A 16235-nucleotide genomic window follows, 5' to 3' on the forward strand; every position below is an offset into this window, starting at 1 on the left:
CGATGGAGTGGATGGCTCCTGCTCCACCGGCGTCGTGATGCGCCATCATGCAGTTGTCATGAACTGCTGGGACAGGAGCCTCCCAATGACAGTTAAAACCCTAGGTCTCGATCTCGCCAAGGATGTTTTTCAGGTTCATGGAATTTCCGAGACGGGCCGCAAGGTTTTCAACCGCAAAATAAAGCGCGCCAGACTGTTGGCATTTTTTGAGAGCTTGCCGTCATGCATGGCCGGCATGGAGGCCTGCGGTTCGGCTCATCATCGGGGCAGTCAATTTCGCAAGCTGAGGCATGAAGTCCTTTTGATGCCAGCGACTTACGTCAAGCCAAATGTGAAGCGCGGAAAGCCGGACGCAGCCGATGCGGAGGCAATCTGCGAAGCTGTGCGCCGCCCGGCGATGAGATTTGCCGAGATAAAGACGGAAGACCGGCAGGCCCTGTTGTCGGTCCACCGCACCCGCGGCCTTGTTGTCCGTCAGAGAACCCGGGCCGCGACCATGATCCGCGGCTTGCTGCGTGAATTCGGGCATGTTCTTCCGACCGGTGCCGGGGCTGTTACTGCCTTTGCAAAACGCCATCTCGAAGGCGGTCATCCCGGTATGCCTGAGCTGGCGAGTGGGGGCCTCGGCACGCTGTGCTGCCAACTCCTCGGGCTCAACGCCCGCATTGACGGTTTCTCCAGGCTGATTGAACGCCACGCCCGGCGCGATGCCGATGCGCGGCGATTGATGCAGGTGCCAGGGACCGGTCCGATCACGGCATCTGCAATCGTGGCGGCGATCAGTGATGCCAACCAGTTCAGAACCGGACGCTATCTGGCCGCCTGGCTGGGATTCACTCCGCTCAACAAAACCAGTGGCGGCAAGGAGAGCCTCGGACACATCACCAAGAAGGGGACCCATTGCACCCGGAAACTCCTGATCGCTGGCATGACATCCCGCATGCTGATGGCCAAACGGAATCCTGAAAAGGCCGGTACCTGGACCGCCAAAATGCTGGCCGGAAAACCGGTTCGTCTTGCGGCCGTTGCTATGGCGAACAAGGCGGCTCGTGCAAGCTGGGTAATGCTGACGCGACTGGAAGACTACCGGCAGCCGGCCGCTTGACCGGATGTACACCCACACATGCCATTCCTGTTGCGGTTCCTGGCCGCCATCGCCGCCTTGGCATGTCGCGCTTCACTGCAGACTGCGGGCAAGCCTGCGCTCGTGAGGCGGTTGTAAAGCCACTGCGGCAATGGCCCGGCTTCGAAACCAACTCGCCCGAAAGTGCCGTCGATACCAGCCAGCACTTTGCCGATGTCGGGACCGCCTTTGCCTCAAGGATCATTCCGCACTCGGCATCGGCAACACAGATGCTGGTCATCTCGAGTGAGACGTCGAGGCCCACATACAATACTCTAGTCATGGCCGTTCTCCGGGTCATGGGCTTACCGGCAAGAAGACTACCGGCGAGTCCGGGAGCTGAGCCCCGATTACGCCATCTGAGCGAAACCATGTTCCGAAACTTGGCACGCGGGCGGATCATGATCGCTGCCTGGTCCGTCGGCTACAACACCGAACGCGCCCGTTCTGCCTTGGATTATCAGGCTCCGGCTGGCTATGCGCGAATCCTGATCACCGCAAGCGCCCGCCCTGCTGCGAAAGATGAAAGCTCCGCACGCCGGGCGATTTCTCAACCTGCGCCAATCGGCGTAAATACCAAGCGGGCTCGGGTCACGGCTGGATGAAAGTTCAGTGGCAGGTCAGATGCATTGCAGGCACAATCCTACCAGGCTCTGATCAGCGAACCTGTGACATTGATCCGGGATATGCTGCAGCATGCCGGGCTGGACTGGCTGGCCGCGGCCTTAGTCCCCAGCCTGGAACGCAGGAATATCTTTCGAACTGAAGTGTTTACTGCACTCAAAAGAAACGCCGCCGCGGCCTTAGACAGCCAGAGGCGGCGTTATATTGTGGTTTGCTTGAAGGCTTCACTCCGCTGCGATTTTGATCACAGGTGTCATGCGCTCCAGCACCTCGTCGCTAAGGTGGCATTTGATCTGATGGCCGTCTTCCAACTGGCGCACAGGCGGCACTTCCTTATCGCACAGGCCTCCTGGAACTTCGGACTTCCAGCGGCAACGGGTCTGGAACGGGCAGCCCGGCGGCGGGTTCATCGCCGAAGGAATATCGCCCTCCAGCACGATGTGCTCTTTCTCGATCGAGGTGTCGGCGATCGGAACCGCGCTCAGCAGTGCTTCGGTGTAGGGGTGGTAAGGCGGCGAGAACACCTGATCGGTGTCGCCCAGTTCCACCACATGGCCGAGATACATCACCATCACCCGGTCGCTGAGGTAGCGCACGATCGACAAATCATGGGAGATAAACAGCAACGTGGTTTTCTCCTTGCGCTGGATCTCCATCAAGAGGTCGGTTACCGCCGCCTGCACCGACACATCCAACGCCGAGACGGGTTCGTCCGCCACCACAATACGTGCACCGCCGGCAAAGGCGCGGGCGATGCCCACGCGCTGCTTCTGGCCGCCTGACAGCTGCCGCGGCATCCGGTCGGCAAAGGCGCGGGGCAGCTTTACCAGGTCCAAAAGCTCCAGCATCCGCTTTTTGCGCTCGGCTTCAGAGTTGCCGATGCCGAAGATTTCCAGCGCCCGTATGATCTGGCGGCCAACCGACATTGACGGATTCAGCGTGTCGAAGGGGTTCTGGAACACCATTTGCACGTCCGAGACGGTCCTGGTGTCGCGCTCCTCGATCGGGATCTGTTCGATGTTCTGATTGTCCAGCAGGATCTGGCCTTCGGTTGCGGTTTCAAGGCCCATCAGCACTTTGGCAAAGGTGGACTTGCCGCAACCGGATTCACCGACGATGGCCAGGGTTTCGGATTCGCGGGCCTCGAAGCTGAGCGTTTCGTTGGCTTTTACCACCTTCTTCTCGCCGCCGCCGAACAGGGCGTTGGCTGCGACCTCATAGTATTTCTTGAGGTTTTCCATCTTGAGAACAACCTTGCCAGGCGCGGTTTTTTCCTTCGTCTCAGCCAAGGTGATCGGGGCGTTCCAGTCGATTTCCTGGAACTTCAGACAGCGGGTTTCATGGCGGTCGTTGCCATGCACCGGCGACATCGGGATAATCATTTCCTGATCGCAGCGGCCTTGTTCGAAATAGTCGCAGCGCGGCCCGAAGTTGCAGCCGTTGGGCCGTTCGTGGGGCAGGGGGAAGTTGCCGGGAATGGCCACCAGCGGGCGCGAGTTCTTGTCGGCACCCGGCAGCGGGATTGAGCGGAACAGCGCCTGGGTATAGGGGTGCTGCATTTCATCGAACACATCCGCGATCGAGCCGCGCTCAACCGCTTCGCCGGAATACATCACGCAGAGGCGGTCGCAGGTTTCCAGCACCAGGCCGAGGTTGTGTGAGATGAACAGCATCGAGGTGCCGTATTTCTTACCCAGATCCTTCACCAGCTCAACCACAGCGGCCTCAACCGTCACGTCGAGCGCGGTAGTGGGTTCATCCAGGATCAGCAGCGACGGTTTCGACATCAGCGCCATCGCAATCACGATGCGCTGCTGCTGGCCGCCCGACAGCTGGTGCGGGAAGGAGTTCAGCATCCGCTCCGGGTCGGGCAGGCGCACGTCGGTCACCACTTCCATCGCCCGGTTGTAGGCTTCCTTCTCGCTGACGCCCTCGTGGATCATCGGCACTTCCATCAGCTGTTTGCCGATTTTCATCGCCGGGTTGAGCGAGGCCATCGGCTCCTGATAGATCATCGCGATCTCGTTGCCGCGGATGTCGCGCAGTTCTTCGGCGCTCATCTCGGCCAGATCGCGGCCCTTGAACTTGATGGTGCCGCCGACAACGCGGCCGTTCTTGCCGAGGTCCTGCATAACCCCCAGCGCCACAGTGGATTTGCCGCAGCCGGACTCGCCGACCAGCCCGACAGCTTCACCCGGTTGCACGGCTACGGAAAAGTCCATCACCGCCGGAATTTCGCGCAGGCGGGTGAAGAAGGAGATCGACAGCTTGTCAATCTCAAGGATCGGGCCGTCGTATTCTTCCATTTTGCTCATGTTTTTGTCTCCCTGTTGAGGCTGGAAGGGAAAGACCCCTTTCTTCTGGCCTCAGGTATCCCGGGGGGCTGCCTGCTGTGGCGCCACTGGTTCAAGCCCAGCTGGCGGCGGGGCTGGCCCCCCGGGTTTGTCGCATCAATCCTTCAGGCTCTCTTCGCGCAACCCGTCCGCCAGCAGGTTCAGACCAAGAACCAGCGTCAGCAGGGCAAAGGCAGGCGGCAGCGCCGGGTGCAGGTAGATCGACAGCAGCTTGCGCCCGTCATTGATGGTCGATCCCCAGTCCGGGCTTTCCGGCGGCAGGCCAAGGCCGAAGAAGCCCAGGGTGCCCAGCAGGATGGTGGTATAGCCGATGCGCAGGCAGAAATCGACGATTAGCGGGCCGCGGGCGTTGGGCAGGATCTCCCACAGCATGATGTACCAGGGACCTTCGCCGCGGGTTTGCGCTGCGGCCACATAGTCGCGGGTTTTGATGTCCAGCGTCAGGCCGCGCACGATACGGTACACCGTGGGCGAGTTGACAAAGACCACCGAGACAAACACCACCAGGATACCGCCGGGAATGTCGAACATATCCATCGCCCGGGGCAGGCCCCAGATCGCGTATTCCGGCGTCTTGATCAGGTAACCGCCGTTGGAGACCAGCTGCAGGTAGAACCAGATGATGGTCCCCAGCACAACCGGCAGCAGCCAGTTACGCAGCTTGGGCCGGGTGTAGTAGCGCGAGTTCAGCAGCACCCCGACAAAGATGATCGGGAACACAAACAGCACGATGGCCATATAGTTCGGAACACCGGTGGCGACGATTTCCGGGGTCACCAGCAGGTAGAACAGCAGGATCACCGGGAAGGCCAGGATCAGGTTGGCTGCAAACGACAGGATCGTGTCCAGGCGGCCGCCGTAATAGCCCGCGGGCAGGCCCAGGGTGATCCCCACCATAAAGGCAAAGACCGCGGCCATCGGGGCAATCTTGATGACTTCCCAGGCGCCCTTGACCAGACGGCTGAAGACGTCGCGGGCCAGGTTGTCGCCGCCCAGCAGATACCATTCATACTGGCCTTCTTCGGGGTTGCGAAGCGGGGTGCCAGGCACCTTGTTCTTCATGCCCGAAAGCTGGCTTAGCGGGTCATGGGTGATGATCATGTCCATGGCGCCGTAGACACCGGTGAACACCCAGAACATCACCAGGCCAAAGCCGATCATGCCGATGGGGCTGTCAAACAGCTTGCCGTACAGGCCAAGCCGCCGTTTGAAGCCGATCGAGAAAGCGTAGAGGATCACCAGGGAAATCCAAACCGGAGACAGCTGGTAGATAATACGCCCTGCAATTTCAATTGCGCTAAGAGGTTCCATTCTCTGCTGCCTTCCTTAAGAGATCCGGATACGCGGGTTCAGGTACACATAGCCGATGTCCGAGATCAGCTGTGTCACAAGAACCACGACAACTGAGACCACAGAGACGGCCAGCAGCAGTTCGATGTCGTTGTTGCCTGCGGCTTCCACCAGGATCCAGCCGAAGCCCTTGTAGTTGAACAGGGTTTCAACAATCACCACGCCGTTCAGCAACCAGGGGAACTGCAGCATGATGACGGTGAAAGGCGCAATCAGCGCATTCCTGAGCGCGTGTTTCAGAACGATGTTGTGAAAACTCACACCCTTAAGGCGCGCGGTGCGGATGTATTGCGCAGTCATCACCTCGGTCATCGAGGCGCGGGTCATCCGGGCGATGTAGCCCATGCCGTAGAGCGCGATGGTCAGCACCGGCAGGAAGAAGTTTTCAAAATTCGGATTATCCATCGCCGAAGTGGCGGTGCCCTTGAACCATTTCAGGCCGACGGTGGAAGATGTGAAGACAGCGATGAAGATCACCCCGGACACATATTCCGGCGTTGCCGTCGTCAGGATTGAGGCCGTCGAAAGGCTTCGGTCCGTCACCGATCCTTCGCGCATCCCCGCCAGGACGCCGATGATCAGTGCCGATGGGATCATCAGGACCAGCACCCAGAACATCAGACGGCCGGTATTGCCCAAACGCACTGCCACGATGGAGGAAACCTCGTCTTTAAAACGGGTGGAATAGCCCCAGTCGCCCTGCAGAATACCGCAAAAGGTCGAGGCTTCGGCGGCCACTTCGGCTGAAACGGTGCCTGTCATGCACCGGCCGCTGTAGCCGTCTTCGGTTTCGCGGGTCCAGCCGGGCAGGACACCCAGCCATTGGCCGTATTTTGAGACCATGGAGCCGCCATAGCCGTTGGCATCCAGCCAGCTGGCCACGGCTTCATCCGACATCCGGAAGTTGCCCTGGGTTTTGGCGAGTTTCTCAAGGTTTGGGTAGAGGTTCGTCAGGAAGAACACGATGAACGTCAGGCACAAGGCCGTCAGCAGCATCACGCCTGAACGTCGGAGAATGAAAAGTCCCATGGGGTCCCCTGTCAGTCTGGCGGATCGGACCCGGCTGCAGGTGCGGGTCTCTTATCGTATGAGCTGGAAAGCACCGCCCCATCCGGGGCGGTGCGGGTGCCGGGAGCCTGTTAGGGCGTGGCTTACGCCGCCCAGCCCCATTTGTAGTGGTGGTGTTCGAAGGACACGTGCATGTCCGCGCCGACAACGCCTTCGCGCATGTGGCGGTAGAGCGAACGCCAGTAAGGCTGGATGGTAACGCCTTCTTCCTGGATCAGCGCCTGGCCTTTGGCAGAGATCTCGCGGCGCTTGTCGGCGTCGGCGATCGACAGAGCTTCTTCCAGCAGGGCGTCGAATTCAGCGTTTTCCCAGCCGAATTCGTTCCAGGCTTCGCCGGACTTATAGGCCAGGGCCCAGATCTGCACACCCAGCGGGCGGTGGTTCCAGTTGGTCGAGGAGAAGGGGTACTTCACCCAGTCGTTCCAGAAGGTCGAGCCGGGCAGAACTGTCCGCTTGACCTTGAAACCTGCGTCGCGCAGCTGTGCGGCCACGGCATCGGTGGTGTTCCGGCGCCAGTCGTCGTCGATCGACAGGATTTCATGTTCGAAATCCATCATGCCGGCTTCTTCCATCAGCGCGCGGGCACCTTCAGGATCGAACTTCTGCGGCGGCAGTTCGGCGTATTCCGGGTGGATCGGGCCGACATGGTGGTTTTCCGCGGGTTCACCGCGGCCGCCATAGCCGAGTTCAAGACAGACGGAGTTGTCGACAGCCATCTGAATCGCCTTGCGGACGCGTTTGTCTGCATAGGGCTTCTTACCATCGAATTCCGCCAGCTGGTTGGTGCGGATCACAATCGAGGACATGGTCACAACTTCGGACTTCTTGTAGCCAAGACCGTCCATCACGTCGATGAATTCACCCACTGATTCATAGAGCATGTCGACTTCGTCGGATTCCAGAGCAGCCAGCCAGGACGACGGGTCGGTGCCGAAATCGACGTATTCGATACGGTCCAACGCAGGTTTGCCGTAAATCGCTTCTCCCCACCAGGTGTGGTTATCGTTGCGTTCCAGGGTCGCCTTCACGCCCACTTCCAGTTCTGTCAGCAGGAACGGGCCGGTGCCGACGTTGGTCAGGAAATCATTGGTCTGGAAGGACGCGTGAACAATCGCCGCCGGATAATCCGCCATGCCCGCGATCAGCGAAATGTCGGAATTCGGCAGGTTCAGCTTCACGGTGTGGCTGTCGACCACTTCGATGCCGCCTTCAATCGCCTGGCCGGCGTCTGTGTCGATCAGGGTCGCAAAGCGGCCGGCCATCGAGTTGCCTTCCAGCGACTTGTCGCACCAGCCTGCAATGTTGCGGGCCACGTCTTCGGCGGTGAAGTCGTCGCCGTTGTTCCACTTGACGCCTTTGCGGACGTTCAGCGTGTAAACGGTTGCGTCCTCATTGACTTCCCAGCTTTCCAGCAGCATGCCGGTGATAGAGCCGTCATTGTTGTATTCAACCAGGTATTCGATGGTGCCGCGGGTCTTGTTGGCCATCTGCGACCAGTCAAAGGTGCGCGGGTCCTTCAGCGGGCGGACCTCGGTCTGGATGCGCAGGGTTCCGCCTTGTTTTTTCTCTTCAGCAGCCTGCACCGGTGCGGCAATGCCGATCATGCCGTAAGCAGCGCTGGCAGCCACACCAAGCGCGGTGGCGCGGGTCAGGAATTCACGGCGGTCGAGCTTGCCATCCAGCACTTCTTCGGCGTGCATCTTGGCGGCCCAGTGTACCGGTGCTCCGTTGATTGTGTCGTTGGTCATTTAGGTCTCCCTGTTATCCCGTTTGGTCATTTGTCTTGCGAAACGGATTTTGGCCCGGCGGCGTGCCGGGCGTTTTTGTTTAGCGTTTTGGATTAAAGTTTCCCCATGGCTGTATTCGGGCAGAGATATGCCGTTTCGTCAATGCACAGTTTCGGCGTTTGAAGGTAAAATTACGACATTCGGGGTGTCGTTTTCCCGAATTGAAACGGTATGCTACTGAATACTGTTCAAAACTGCCCAGTAACCGGTGTGAAATCCGCACTTACTGGAAAACATGCAAGAATCTGCAAGCGGATCAAACTATTGTGACTTCTTGCGGGCGGCTTTACGCACTGCGCTGGGGGTTTGACCGGCGTGCTGGGAGATGAAACGGGTGAAGTAGGCGGCGCTGCCAAACCCCAGATGAGCAGCGATGTCGCGGATGGGCAGCTCAGAGCTGATCAGCAGCGTGCGCGCGGTGTGCAGCTGGCGCTCGGTCAGCAGGGCCGCAGCGGTCTTGCCGGTCTCGGCCTTGCACACCCGCGTCAAGTGGGTTGGCGTCACCTTCAGCGCGGCCGCGTGACCGGCCATGGCGGTCTGGGTGCCGGGCAGTTCGGCGATGCGCAGGCAGTAGGCCTGGCACAGGCGCTGCGCTGCGGTCTGCCGGGCAGCCCGTCCGGCGGGCTCCGGTTGCCGGTGCAAGGCAATGGCGGCCAATTCGCAATGGGCCTGAACGGAGCGGTGCCAGAGCAGCTTCTGCTCGTTCTGCTCGCGGCTGATGGCTTCGAACAGGGCGGTCAGCCTGGCCTGGTCCTGAAGGCTGGCGAACCGCTTCTGGACCGGCGTTTCCGGAAACGGCAGCGGCAGCGGGCCGGATACTGACAGAACCTGCCCCAGGCACTGGCGGGTGAATTCGGCGGACCACAGCGTGCCGGCCGGAAGAAAGATGGCGCTGTAGGGGCCAAAGCCGCGCTGTGCGCCATTGACACAGATACGCCCCTGTCCGCGGGTGATCCAGATCAGCAGGTGTTCGCGCCGGGTATGTGCCAGCCCGGTCTGCCAGGCGCCATCTGGGGCAAGCCGGGATAAAGGGGCGGCGTGAATGTCGCCGGACAGGGTCGGATCAAATGGCATCAGATATCTTAGGCACAGGAACAAATACGATCTGCTGCAACAGGGCATGAATCGCTGATTCTGGCAAGTTTCCGCCGGTTGGTGCCGAAAACGTCTAAATTTTTAGGGTTTATGCCGGCTGGCAGCCCCGGCTGCGGTCAGGCCAGGGCCACCTGATGCCAGTCTTTCATGCGGGCGCGGAACCAGCTGCGCTGACGCTTGGCGAACCGCCGGGTGGCGATGGCCGCGCGTTCTTCTGCCTCGGCCAGCGAAATCCGGCCTTGGCCGTAGGCCATCAATTCCGGAACCCCGATCGCCTTGCAGGAGGGCAGGGCAGGGTCATAGCGGTCCTGCATCGCGCCGATCTCCTCCATGGCGCCCTGATCCAGCATCTGACCAAAGCGTTTGCGGATGCGGGCCTCCAGCCAGGATTTCTCTGAGTTCAGCACCAGTGCGGTGCAGCCGGACAGCGGCAGCGCCGGGGCGGGGGTGTCATCCTGCCAGCCGGCCAGCGGGCGGCCGGTGGCCTTCAGCACTTCCCAGGCGCGCTGCACCCTGGCCCGGTTCTGCAGATCGATGCGGGATGCGGTCTTGGGGTCCAGCTCTGCCAGCAGCGCCTCAAGGGGCAGGCTGTCGCCTTCGGCGCGGACCTCGGGCGGGGTGGCAGGAATGTCCGCCATGCCGTCTGTAAGGGCGGTGAAGTAAAGCCCGGTGCCGCCGGTGATGATCACCCGTTCAGGCCCTTTCAGCAGCTCCAGCACCTCGCGCAGCCAATGGCCGGCGGAATAATCTGCATCATAGGGCATGTGCCCGTAGAGCGCGTGGGGGGCCTGCGCTTCTTCCTCTGCCGAAGGGCGGGCGGTGATCACCCGCCAGCAATCATAGACCTGGCTGGCATCGGCATTAACGATGATGCCGCCCTGGCGCGCGGCAATTTCAAGCGCCAGCGCGGACTTTCCCGAAGCGGTCGGGCCGGCAATCAGTACAGGCAGATCCGGGTTGATGTCGGGCAGGTTCATTCAGGCGTGATCCGTCTCTTAAGTCCAGTTCCGCAAAACTGTGCGGAAAGCGCGCAGCGCGGATTGAAACCGGCGGCGAATTGCTTCATTTTGCGCGCAAACTAACCCTCACATCTTCTGGAGCGCAACATGCCTCAACCGCAAGACAAGCCGGAGCTGCATCCGGCCGCCGCCTATAAACGCGTCATGCTGAAAATTTCGGGCGAAGCGCTGATGGGCGATCAGGGGTTCGGCCTGCATCCGCCGACCGTGCAGCGCATCGCCCGCGAAGTGAAATCCGTGCAGGAGATGGGCGTCGAGATTTGCATGGTGATCGGCGGCGGCAACATCTTCCGCGGCCTGTCCGGCTCGGCTCAGGGGATGGAACGGACCACCGCTGATTACATGGGGATGCTGGCAACCGTGATGAATGCGCTTGGCATGCAGTCGGCGCTTGAGGAGCTAGGGGTGTTCACCCGGGTGATTTCGGCAATCCGCATGGATGAGGTGGCCGAACCCTATATCCGCCGCCGCGCCGTGCGCCACCTGGAGAAAAAGCGGGTCTGCATCTTTGCGGCAGGCACCGGCAACCCGTATTTCACCACCGACACCGCCGCCACACTGCGGGCCAATGAAATGGCCTGCGAGGCAATCTTTATGGGCAAGAACGGGGTTGATGGCGTCTATGACAAAGACCCCAAGGAACATGCCGACGCCGTCCGTTATGACGAGATCAGCTATGACGAAGTCTTTGCCAAACGCCTGAAGGTGATGGATGCGTCAGCCATTGCGCTGGCGCGTGACAACAATCTGCCGTTGATCGTGTTCCCGCTGGATGAGCCGGGCGGCTTCCGCGGCATCCTGGCCGGCAAAGGCACCTATACCAAGGTTCACGGCTAAGCCCTGATCCGGGGCTGAGGAAAGACGCGGGCCCATTGCGGCCCGCGTTTTTTTGTTTCCGGCCGGGGCAGATCCCTTGGCGGGGCAGGGCAATTCCGTGAAAACACCGGAACGCAGGCTAAATTTCCTGGATGACAGGAGAGGCCGGCAAGGGGGCAGGATGCAGTCCCGGCGGCGGCAAATCCTGGCCAACATCGCTATACATCAGCCTTCCAATGGCTTATGAGCCAAGGGAAGACCGCCTCAGATAAGGGGAGAGAGCAGAATGTCTGATGATTTTGAACTGGATACCGACGACCTGAAGCGCCGTATGGACGGTGCCATGGCCAACCTGCGGACCGAATTCGCGTCCTTGCGCACCGGCCGGGCTTCTGGCTCGATGCTGGAGCCGGTGATGGTGGATGCCTATGGCTCGATGACGCCGATCAACCAGGTCGGCACCGTGAACGTGCCGGAACCGCGCATGGTCACAATCAACGTCTGGGACAAGGGCCTGGTCGGTAAAGTTGAAAAAGCAATCCGCGAATCCGGGCTGGGGATCAACCCGCAGCTTAACGGCACTATCATCATGCTGCCGATTCCCGAGCTGAACGAGGAACGCCGCCGAGAGCTGACCAAAGTTGCCGGACAGTATGCCGAACATGGCCGGGTTTCGATCCGCAACGTGCGCCGCGACGGCATGGACCAGATCAAGAAGGCCAAGGCTGACGGCATGTCGGAAGACGATCAGAAGTTCTGGGAAGCCGAAGTGCAGGAGCTGACCGACAAGATGATCAAAGCTGTGGATGAGGCGCTTGAGACCAAGCAAGCCGAAATCATGCAGGTCTGACCGGCAGTATGCCAGGAGATGCAAATCCGCAATTGAGCGCCGCCGGGGAGTCTCCGGCGGTCCGCTCCGGCCCGCGCCATGTGGCCATCATCATGGACGGCAATGGCCGCTGGGCCCAGGCCCGCGGGCGGCCGCGGCTGTTCGGCCACCATGCCGGCGCGCGCCGGGTGCGTGAAGTTGTTGAGTGCTGCCCAAGTCTGGGCGTGAAATACCTGACTATCTTTGCCTTCTCGACCGAGAACTGGAAACGCACCCAGACCGAGGTCGCAGGTCTGATGAGCCTGTTCCGGCGTTACATTTCCAAGGAAATGAACGCTTTGGCCGAAAAAGATGTCCGGGTGCGCTTTATCGGCGACCGGGTTCGGCTGGATGCCAAGCTGATCGATCTGATGGACAAGCTGGAACAGAAGACCGAAGGCAACGACGGCACCCAGCTGACTATTGCGCTGAACTACGGCGGCCGTGACGAGGTTGCCCGTGCCACCAAGCGGCTGGCGCAGGATGTAGCGGATGGCCGGCTTGATCCTGCCAAAGTCGATGAAGAAACCCTGCCGCGGTATCTGGACACCCATGTGCTGCCGGATCCGGATCTGGTGATCCGCACCAGCGGCGAGGCGCGGATCTCGAACTTTCTGCTGTGGCAATCGGCCTATGCGGAATATGAGTTCATCGACACGCTGTGGCCGGATTTCTCCGGCGAGGAGCTGGCGCGGCTTTGCAACAGCTATGGCAGCCGCGACCGCCGGTTCGGGGCCGTCAAAACATGAGTGCCGCCAAGGGCCGCTGGGCCGACCTGCTGCCGCGGGCCCTGTCTGCTGTGGTGATGGTGGCTGCGGGCGGATATGCCGTATGGGCCGGCGGGCTGGTGTTTGATGTGCTGATTGCGCTGTGCAGCGGCGGCATGGTGTGGGAACTGGTGCGGATGCTTCAGCCTGCGCGCAGCGGCACTGCGCTGCAGCTTGGCGCAATCTCTGCCGTTGCGGTACTGCTGGCGTCGTTCCTGCCCGTGCTTTGGGTGCTGCCGGTCTTGGCGGCCCCTGTGGCGGCAGGGTTCAGCCAGATCAGCGAGCGGCGGCAGTATTTCACCGGCTTTGCCTTGTGGGTTCTGCTGGCGGGTTTCGGCTTTATCTGGCTGCGCGGTCAGATGGGAATGGCCTGGATGCTGTGGCTGATCGGCATTGTGGTGGCCACCGACATTGCGGGCTACTTCGCTGGCAAGGCAATCGGCGGGCCAAAGTTCTGGCCGCGTGTCAGTCCCAAGAAAACCTGGAGCGGCACTGCAGCGGGCTGGCTTGCGGCGGCTATCGTGGGGGCGGTTTTTGCGGGGCAGATAGGTCTGGGCTATGGCATCGTGGTGCTGTCGGTGCTGCTGTCGATGGCCAGCCAGGCGGGTGACGTGGCCGAGAGCGCACTGAAGCGGAAGATGGGCGTCAAGGATTCCAGCGGGCTGATTCCCGGCCACGGCGGGCTGTTCGACCGGTTCGACGGGATGCTGGGGGCTGCGGCGATGTTCCTGGCCGTGACCGCCCTCTGGGGATAACCAGACAGGAAAAGCTATGCGGAAAGTCTCGATTTTCGGCGCGACGGGCTCGATTGGCCAGAACACCATCGATCTGATCCGCCGCGCGCCGGATGCTTATGACGTGGTGGCGCTGACCGGCGGCGCCAATATCGCGCGGCTGGCCGAAGACGCTGTTGCGCTGCGGGCTGATGTTGCTGTGACTGCTTATGACAACCGCCTGCCGGATCTGCGCGCGGCGCTGGCAGGCACCGGCGTCAAGGCCGCAGCAGGGCAGGCGGCGCTGGTGCAGGCTGCTGCACGGCCTGCCGATTGGATCATGTCGGCCATTGTGGGCGCGGCTGGTCTGGCTCCGGGGCTGGAGGCGCTGAAACACGGCACCACCCTGGCGCTGGCCAACAAGGAATCGCTGGTCTGCGCCGGCCGGTTGCTGCTGGAGACAGCAGCGGCGCATGGCGCCCGGCTGCTGCCGGTGGACAGCGAGCATTCGGCGGTGTTCCAGGGGCTGGCAGGCGAAGATATTGAAGCGGTTGAACGGATCATTATCACCGCGTCGGGCGGTGCATTCCGGGACTGGCCGCTGGAGGACCTGCCAAGTGCAAGCCTGGCGCAGGCGTCCTCGCACCCCAATTGGGATATGGGTCAGCGGATCACCATTGACAGCGCATCCATGTTCAATAAAGCACTGGAAGTTATTGAAACTCGTGAATACTTTGGTGTCCGGCCTGAACAGATCGAGGTGCTGCTGCATCCCGAATCGCTGGTCCATGCACTGGTTGGTTTCAAGGACGGGGCGCTGATGGCGCATCTGGGCGCGCCGGACATGCGGCACGCCATCGGATACGCGCTGCATTGGCCGGAACGCCGGGAACTGCCGGTGGAGCGGCTGGATCTGGCCCGTATCGGCCAGTTGAATTTCCGTGCGCCGGACCCGGCCCGGTACCCGGCGCTGCGCCTGGCCTATGATGTGATGGACCGCGGCGGTATGATGGGCGCGGCCTTCAACGGGGCCAAGGAACAGGCGCTGGATGACTTCATCGCAGGCCGCATCCGGTTCACTGATATGTCGGCTGTCACCGAGACCGCGCTGGAGCGCATGTCAGCGGAACGTGACCTCATTGATGCCGCAATGACACTTGATAACGTGACCCGGGTTGACCATCTCGCCCGGCAACAGGCGGCGCGCGCCGCAGAAGAACGCATAGGGTAGATCTTTGGACGTACTTGCTTTTGTCCCGCAGTTTGGCGGTTTTCTTTATACGATTGCCAGCTTTGTCATCGCCCTGTCGGTGATAGTGGCCGTGCATGAATACGGCCACTATATCGTTGGCCGCTGGTCGGGGATTCACGCCGAAGTGTTCTCGCTGGGGTTCGGCCCGGTGCTGTGGAGCCGGGTGGACAAGCACGGCACCCGCTGGCAGGTCGCCGCGCTGCCGTTCGGCGGTTATGTGAAATTCCTTGGCGATGCCGATGCGGCCTCGGGCAAGGATGCCGGGGCAATGCAAGCCGCCGCTGACGATCCGGCCGCCCTGCGCCGGACCATGCATGGCGCGCCGTTGTGGGCCCGGACCGCAACTGTCGCAGCCGGGCCGGTGTTCAACTTTGTGATGTCGGCGATCATCTTTACCGCGGTTGCGATGTCTCAGGGCATCATGCGCGACCCGCTGACCATTGGCGCGCTGGCGCCGCTGCCTGGGGTCGAAAGCGGCCTGCAGCAGGGGGATGAGCTGATCACAGCGGGTGGCATTGCGGTGCCAAGCTATACCGACCCCGATGCCTGGGAGGCCTTTCGCGAAGCCCTGCCGCAAGAGCAGCCGCTGGAATATCAAGTGCGCCGCGACGGCAGAGACATCAGCGTCAACGGACCGTATCTTTACCCTCCCTATGTGCGCGGTGTGGTGCCGCGCAGTGCTGCGGCGGATGCCGGATTGCAGCCGGAAGACGTGATCCTGGCGATGAACGGCGCGCCGGTTGTGTCCTTTGACCAGCTCAAGACGCACGTCGAGGCCGCGGACGGCAAAGTGCTGGTGCTGGACGTCTGGCGGGACGGCGAGCAGGTCGAAATGGCTCTGGCGCCGCGCCGCACGGATGAGCCGCAGCCGGATGGCGGTTTTGCCACCCGCTGGCGGATCGGCATCATTGGCGGCCTGGCCTTTGAACCGGCCACAGTACCCGCAGGCTTCGGCGCCTCATTGGCGGCGGGCACCTATCAGGTTTGGGCAGTGGTGGAGACCTCGTTGTCGGGGCTGAAACATATGATCACCGGTGCCATCAGCACCTGCAATCTGTCCGGGCCGATCGGCATTGCCGAAACTTCGGGCGCGATGGCCAGCCAGGGGGCTGAGAGCTTTATCCGTTTCATTGCGGTGCTGTCGACGGCCGTCGGCCTGCTGAACCTGTTCCCGGTGCCCGCGCTGGATGGCGGCCATCTGATGTTCTATGCCTACGAGGCGGTGTCAGGCCGTCCGCCCAGTGACCGGGCGGTGCGGGTGCTGATGTCGCTTGGTATCGCCATCGTGCTGTCGCTAATGGTGTTCGCGCTTGGCAATGATTTGTTCTGCTGAGAAGCCGGCACGGAAAGGATGACTTCGGGCGGCCATGTTGCCGCCCAAGTGCTGCCACATTCTCCC

General features: G+C 61.4%; 13 protein-coding genes and 2 pseudogenes. 8 read left to right on the top strand and 7 right to left on the bottom strand.

Going from position 1 to position 16235, the window contains the following annotated elements:
* The first annotated feature begins 85 nt into the window (after positions 1-85).
* Entirely contained in the window at positions 86-1105 is a 1020-nt protein-coding gene (locus L1069_RS00005) for an IS110 family transposase (RefSeq protein WP_237454382.1), read from the top strand.
* A 41-nt stretch (positions 1106-1146) separates the two neighbouring features.
* Here the strand turns inward: L1069_RS00005 and L1069_RS00010 are convergent.
* A pseudogene (locus L1069_RS00010) lies at positions 1147-1260 on the bottom strand (IS110 family transposase); the annotation flags it as partial.
* 222 nt (positions 1261-1482) lie between these two features.
* Between L1069_RS00010 and L1069_RS00015 the strand changes: the two are divergent.
* Positions 1483-1728, top strand: a pseudogene (locus L1069_RS00015) (IS3 family transposase); the annotation flags it as partial.
* A 243-nt stretch (positions 1729-1971) separates the two neighbouring features.
* Here L1069_RS00015 and L1069_RS00020 read toward each other — a convergent pair.
* The 6 genes from L1069_RS00020 to miaA form a co-directional block, all read right to left on the bottom strand.
* Positions 1972-4062 carry an ABC transporter ATP-binding protein gene (locus L1069_RS00020; RefSeq protein WP_129370687.1) on the bottom strand — a complete coding sequence of 697 codons (2091 nt, stop codon included), beginning with the start codon at positions 4060-4062 and terminating at the stop codon, positions 1972-1974.
* Between the two features lie 135 nt (positions 4063-4197).
* The gene (locus tag L1069_RS00025) at positions 4198-5412 is read right to left on the bottom strand and encodes an ABC transporter permease (protein WP_129370688.1); all 1215 of its coding nucleotides are present in this window, start codon (positions 5410-5412) and stop codon (positions 4198-4200) included.
* A gap of 15 nt (positions 5413-5427) precedes the next feature.
* Positions 5428-6480 (bottom strand): ABC transporter permease, encoded by a 1053-nt coding sequence (locus L1069_RS00030; protein WP_129370690.1) that lies wholly within the window; start codon positions 6478-6480, stop codon positions 5428-5430.
* A gap of 122 nt (positions 6481-6602) precedes the next feature.
* Positions 6603-8267: an ABC transporter substrate-binding protein gene (locus tag L1069_RS00035; RefSeq protein ID WP_237454383.1), complete on the bottom strand. Its 1665-nt coding sequence runs from the start codon at positions 8265-8267 to the stop codon at positions 6603-6605.
* Positions 8268-8567: 300 nt separating this feature from the next.
* Complete coding sequence (locus tag L1069_RS00040; protein ID WP_237454384.1) at positions 8568-9380, bottom strand: helix-turn-helix domain-containing protein; 813 nt, start codon at positions 9378-9380, stop codon at positions 8568-8570.
* A gap of 137 nt (positions 9381-9517) precedes the next feature.
* Positions 9518-10378 carry a tRNA (adenosine(37)-N6)-dimethylallyltransferase MiaA gene (miaA, locus tag L1069_RS00045; RefSeq protein ID WP_237454385.1) on the bottom strand — a complete coding sequence of 287 codons (861 nt, stop codon included), beginning with the start codon at positions 10376-10378 and terminating at the stop codon, positions 9518-9520.
* A 129-nt stretch (positions 10379-10507) separates the two neighbouring features.
* Between miaA and pyrH the strand changes: the two genes are divergently transcribed.
* From pyrH to rseP, 6 genes are all read left to right on the top strand, one after another.
* Positions 10508-11257 (top strand): UMP kinase, encoded by a 750-nt coding sequence (gene pyrH, locus L1069_RS00050; protein ID WP_129370696.1) that lies wholly within the window; start codon positions 10508-10510, stop codon positions 11255-11257.
* A 265-nt stretch (positions 11258-11522) separates the two neighbouring features.
* Complete coding sequence (gene frr, locus L1069_RS00055) at positions 11523-12086, top strand: ribosome recycling factor (protein WP_129370698.1); 564 nt, start codon at positions 11523-11525, stop codon at positions 12084-12086.
* Positions 12087-12094: 8 nt separating this feature from the next.
* Complete coding sequence (locus tag L1069_RS00060) at positions 12095-12853, top strand: isoprenyl transferase (protein WP_129370700.1); 759 nt, start codon at positions 12095-12097, stop codon at positions 12851-12853.
* On the top strand, positions 12850-13626 hold the full coding sequence (locus L1069_RS00065) for a phosphatidate cytidylyltransferase (protein ID WP_237454386.1): 777 nt from the start codon (positions 12850-12852) through the stop codon (positions 13624-13626). The genes L1069_RS00060 and L1069_RS00065 overlap by 4 nt, the downstream gene beginning before the upstream one ends.
* Before the next feature lie 16 nt (positions 13627-13642).
* Positions 13643-14815: a 1-deoxy-D-xylulose-5-phosphate reductoisomerase gene (gene dxr, locus L1069_RS00070; protein WP_237454387.1), complete on the top strand. Its 1173-nt coding sequence runs from the start codon at positions 13643-13645 to the stop codon at positions 14813-14815.
* A 4-nt stretch (positions 14816-14819) separates the two neighbouring features.
* Positions 14820-16169, top strand: a complete 1350-nt coding sequence (rseP, locus tag L1069_RS00075; RefSeq protein WP_237454388.1) for an RIP metalloprotease RseP — start codon at positions 14820-14822, stop codon at positions 16167-16169.
* The last annotated feature ends 66 nt before the right edge of the window (positions 16170-16235 follow it).

The sequence above is a fragment of the Leisingera sp. MMG026 genome (genome assembly GCF_021654205.1).
Classification (GTDB): domain Bacteria; phylum Pseudomonadota; class Alphaproteobacteria; order Rhodobacterales; family Rhodobacteraceae; genus Leisingera.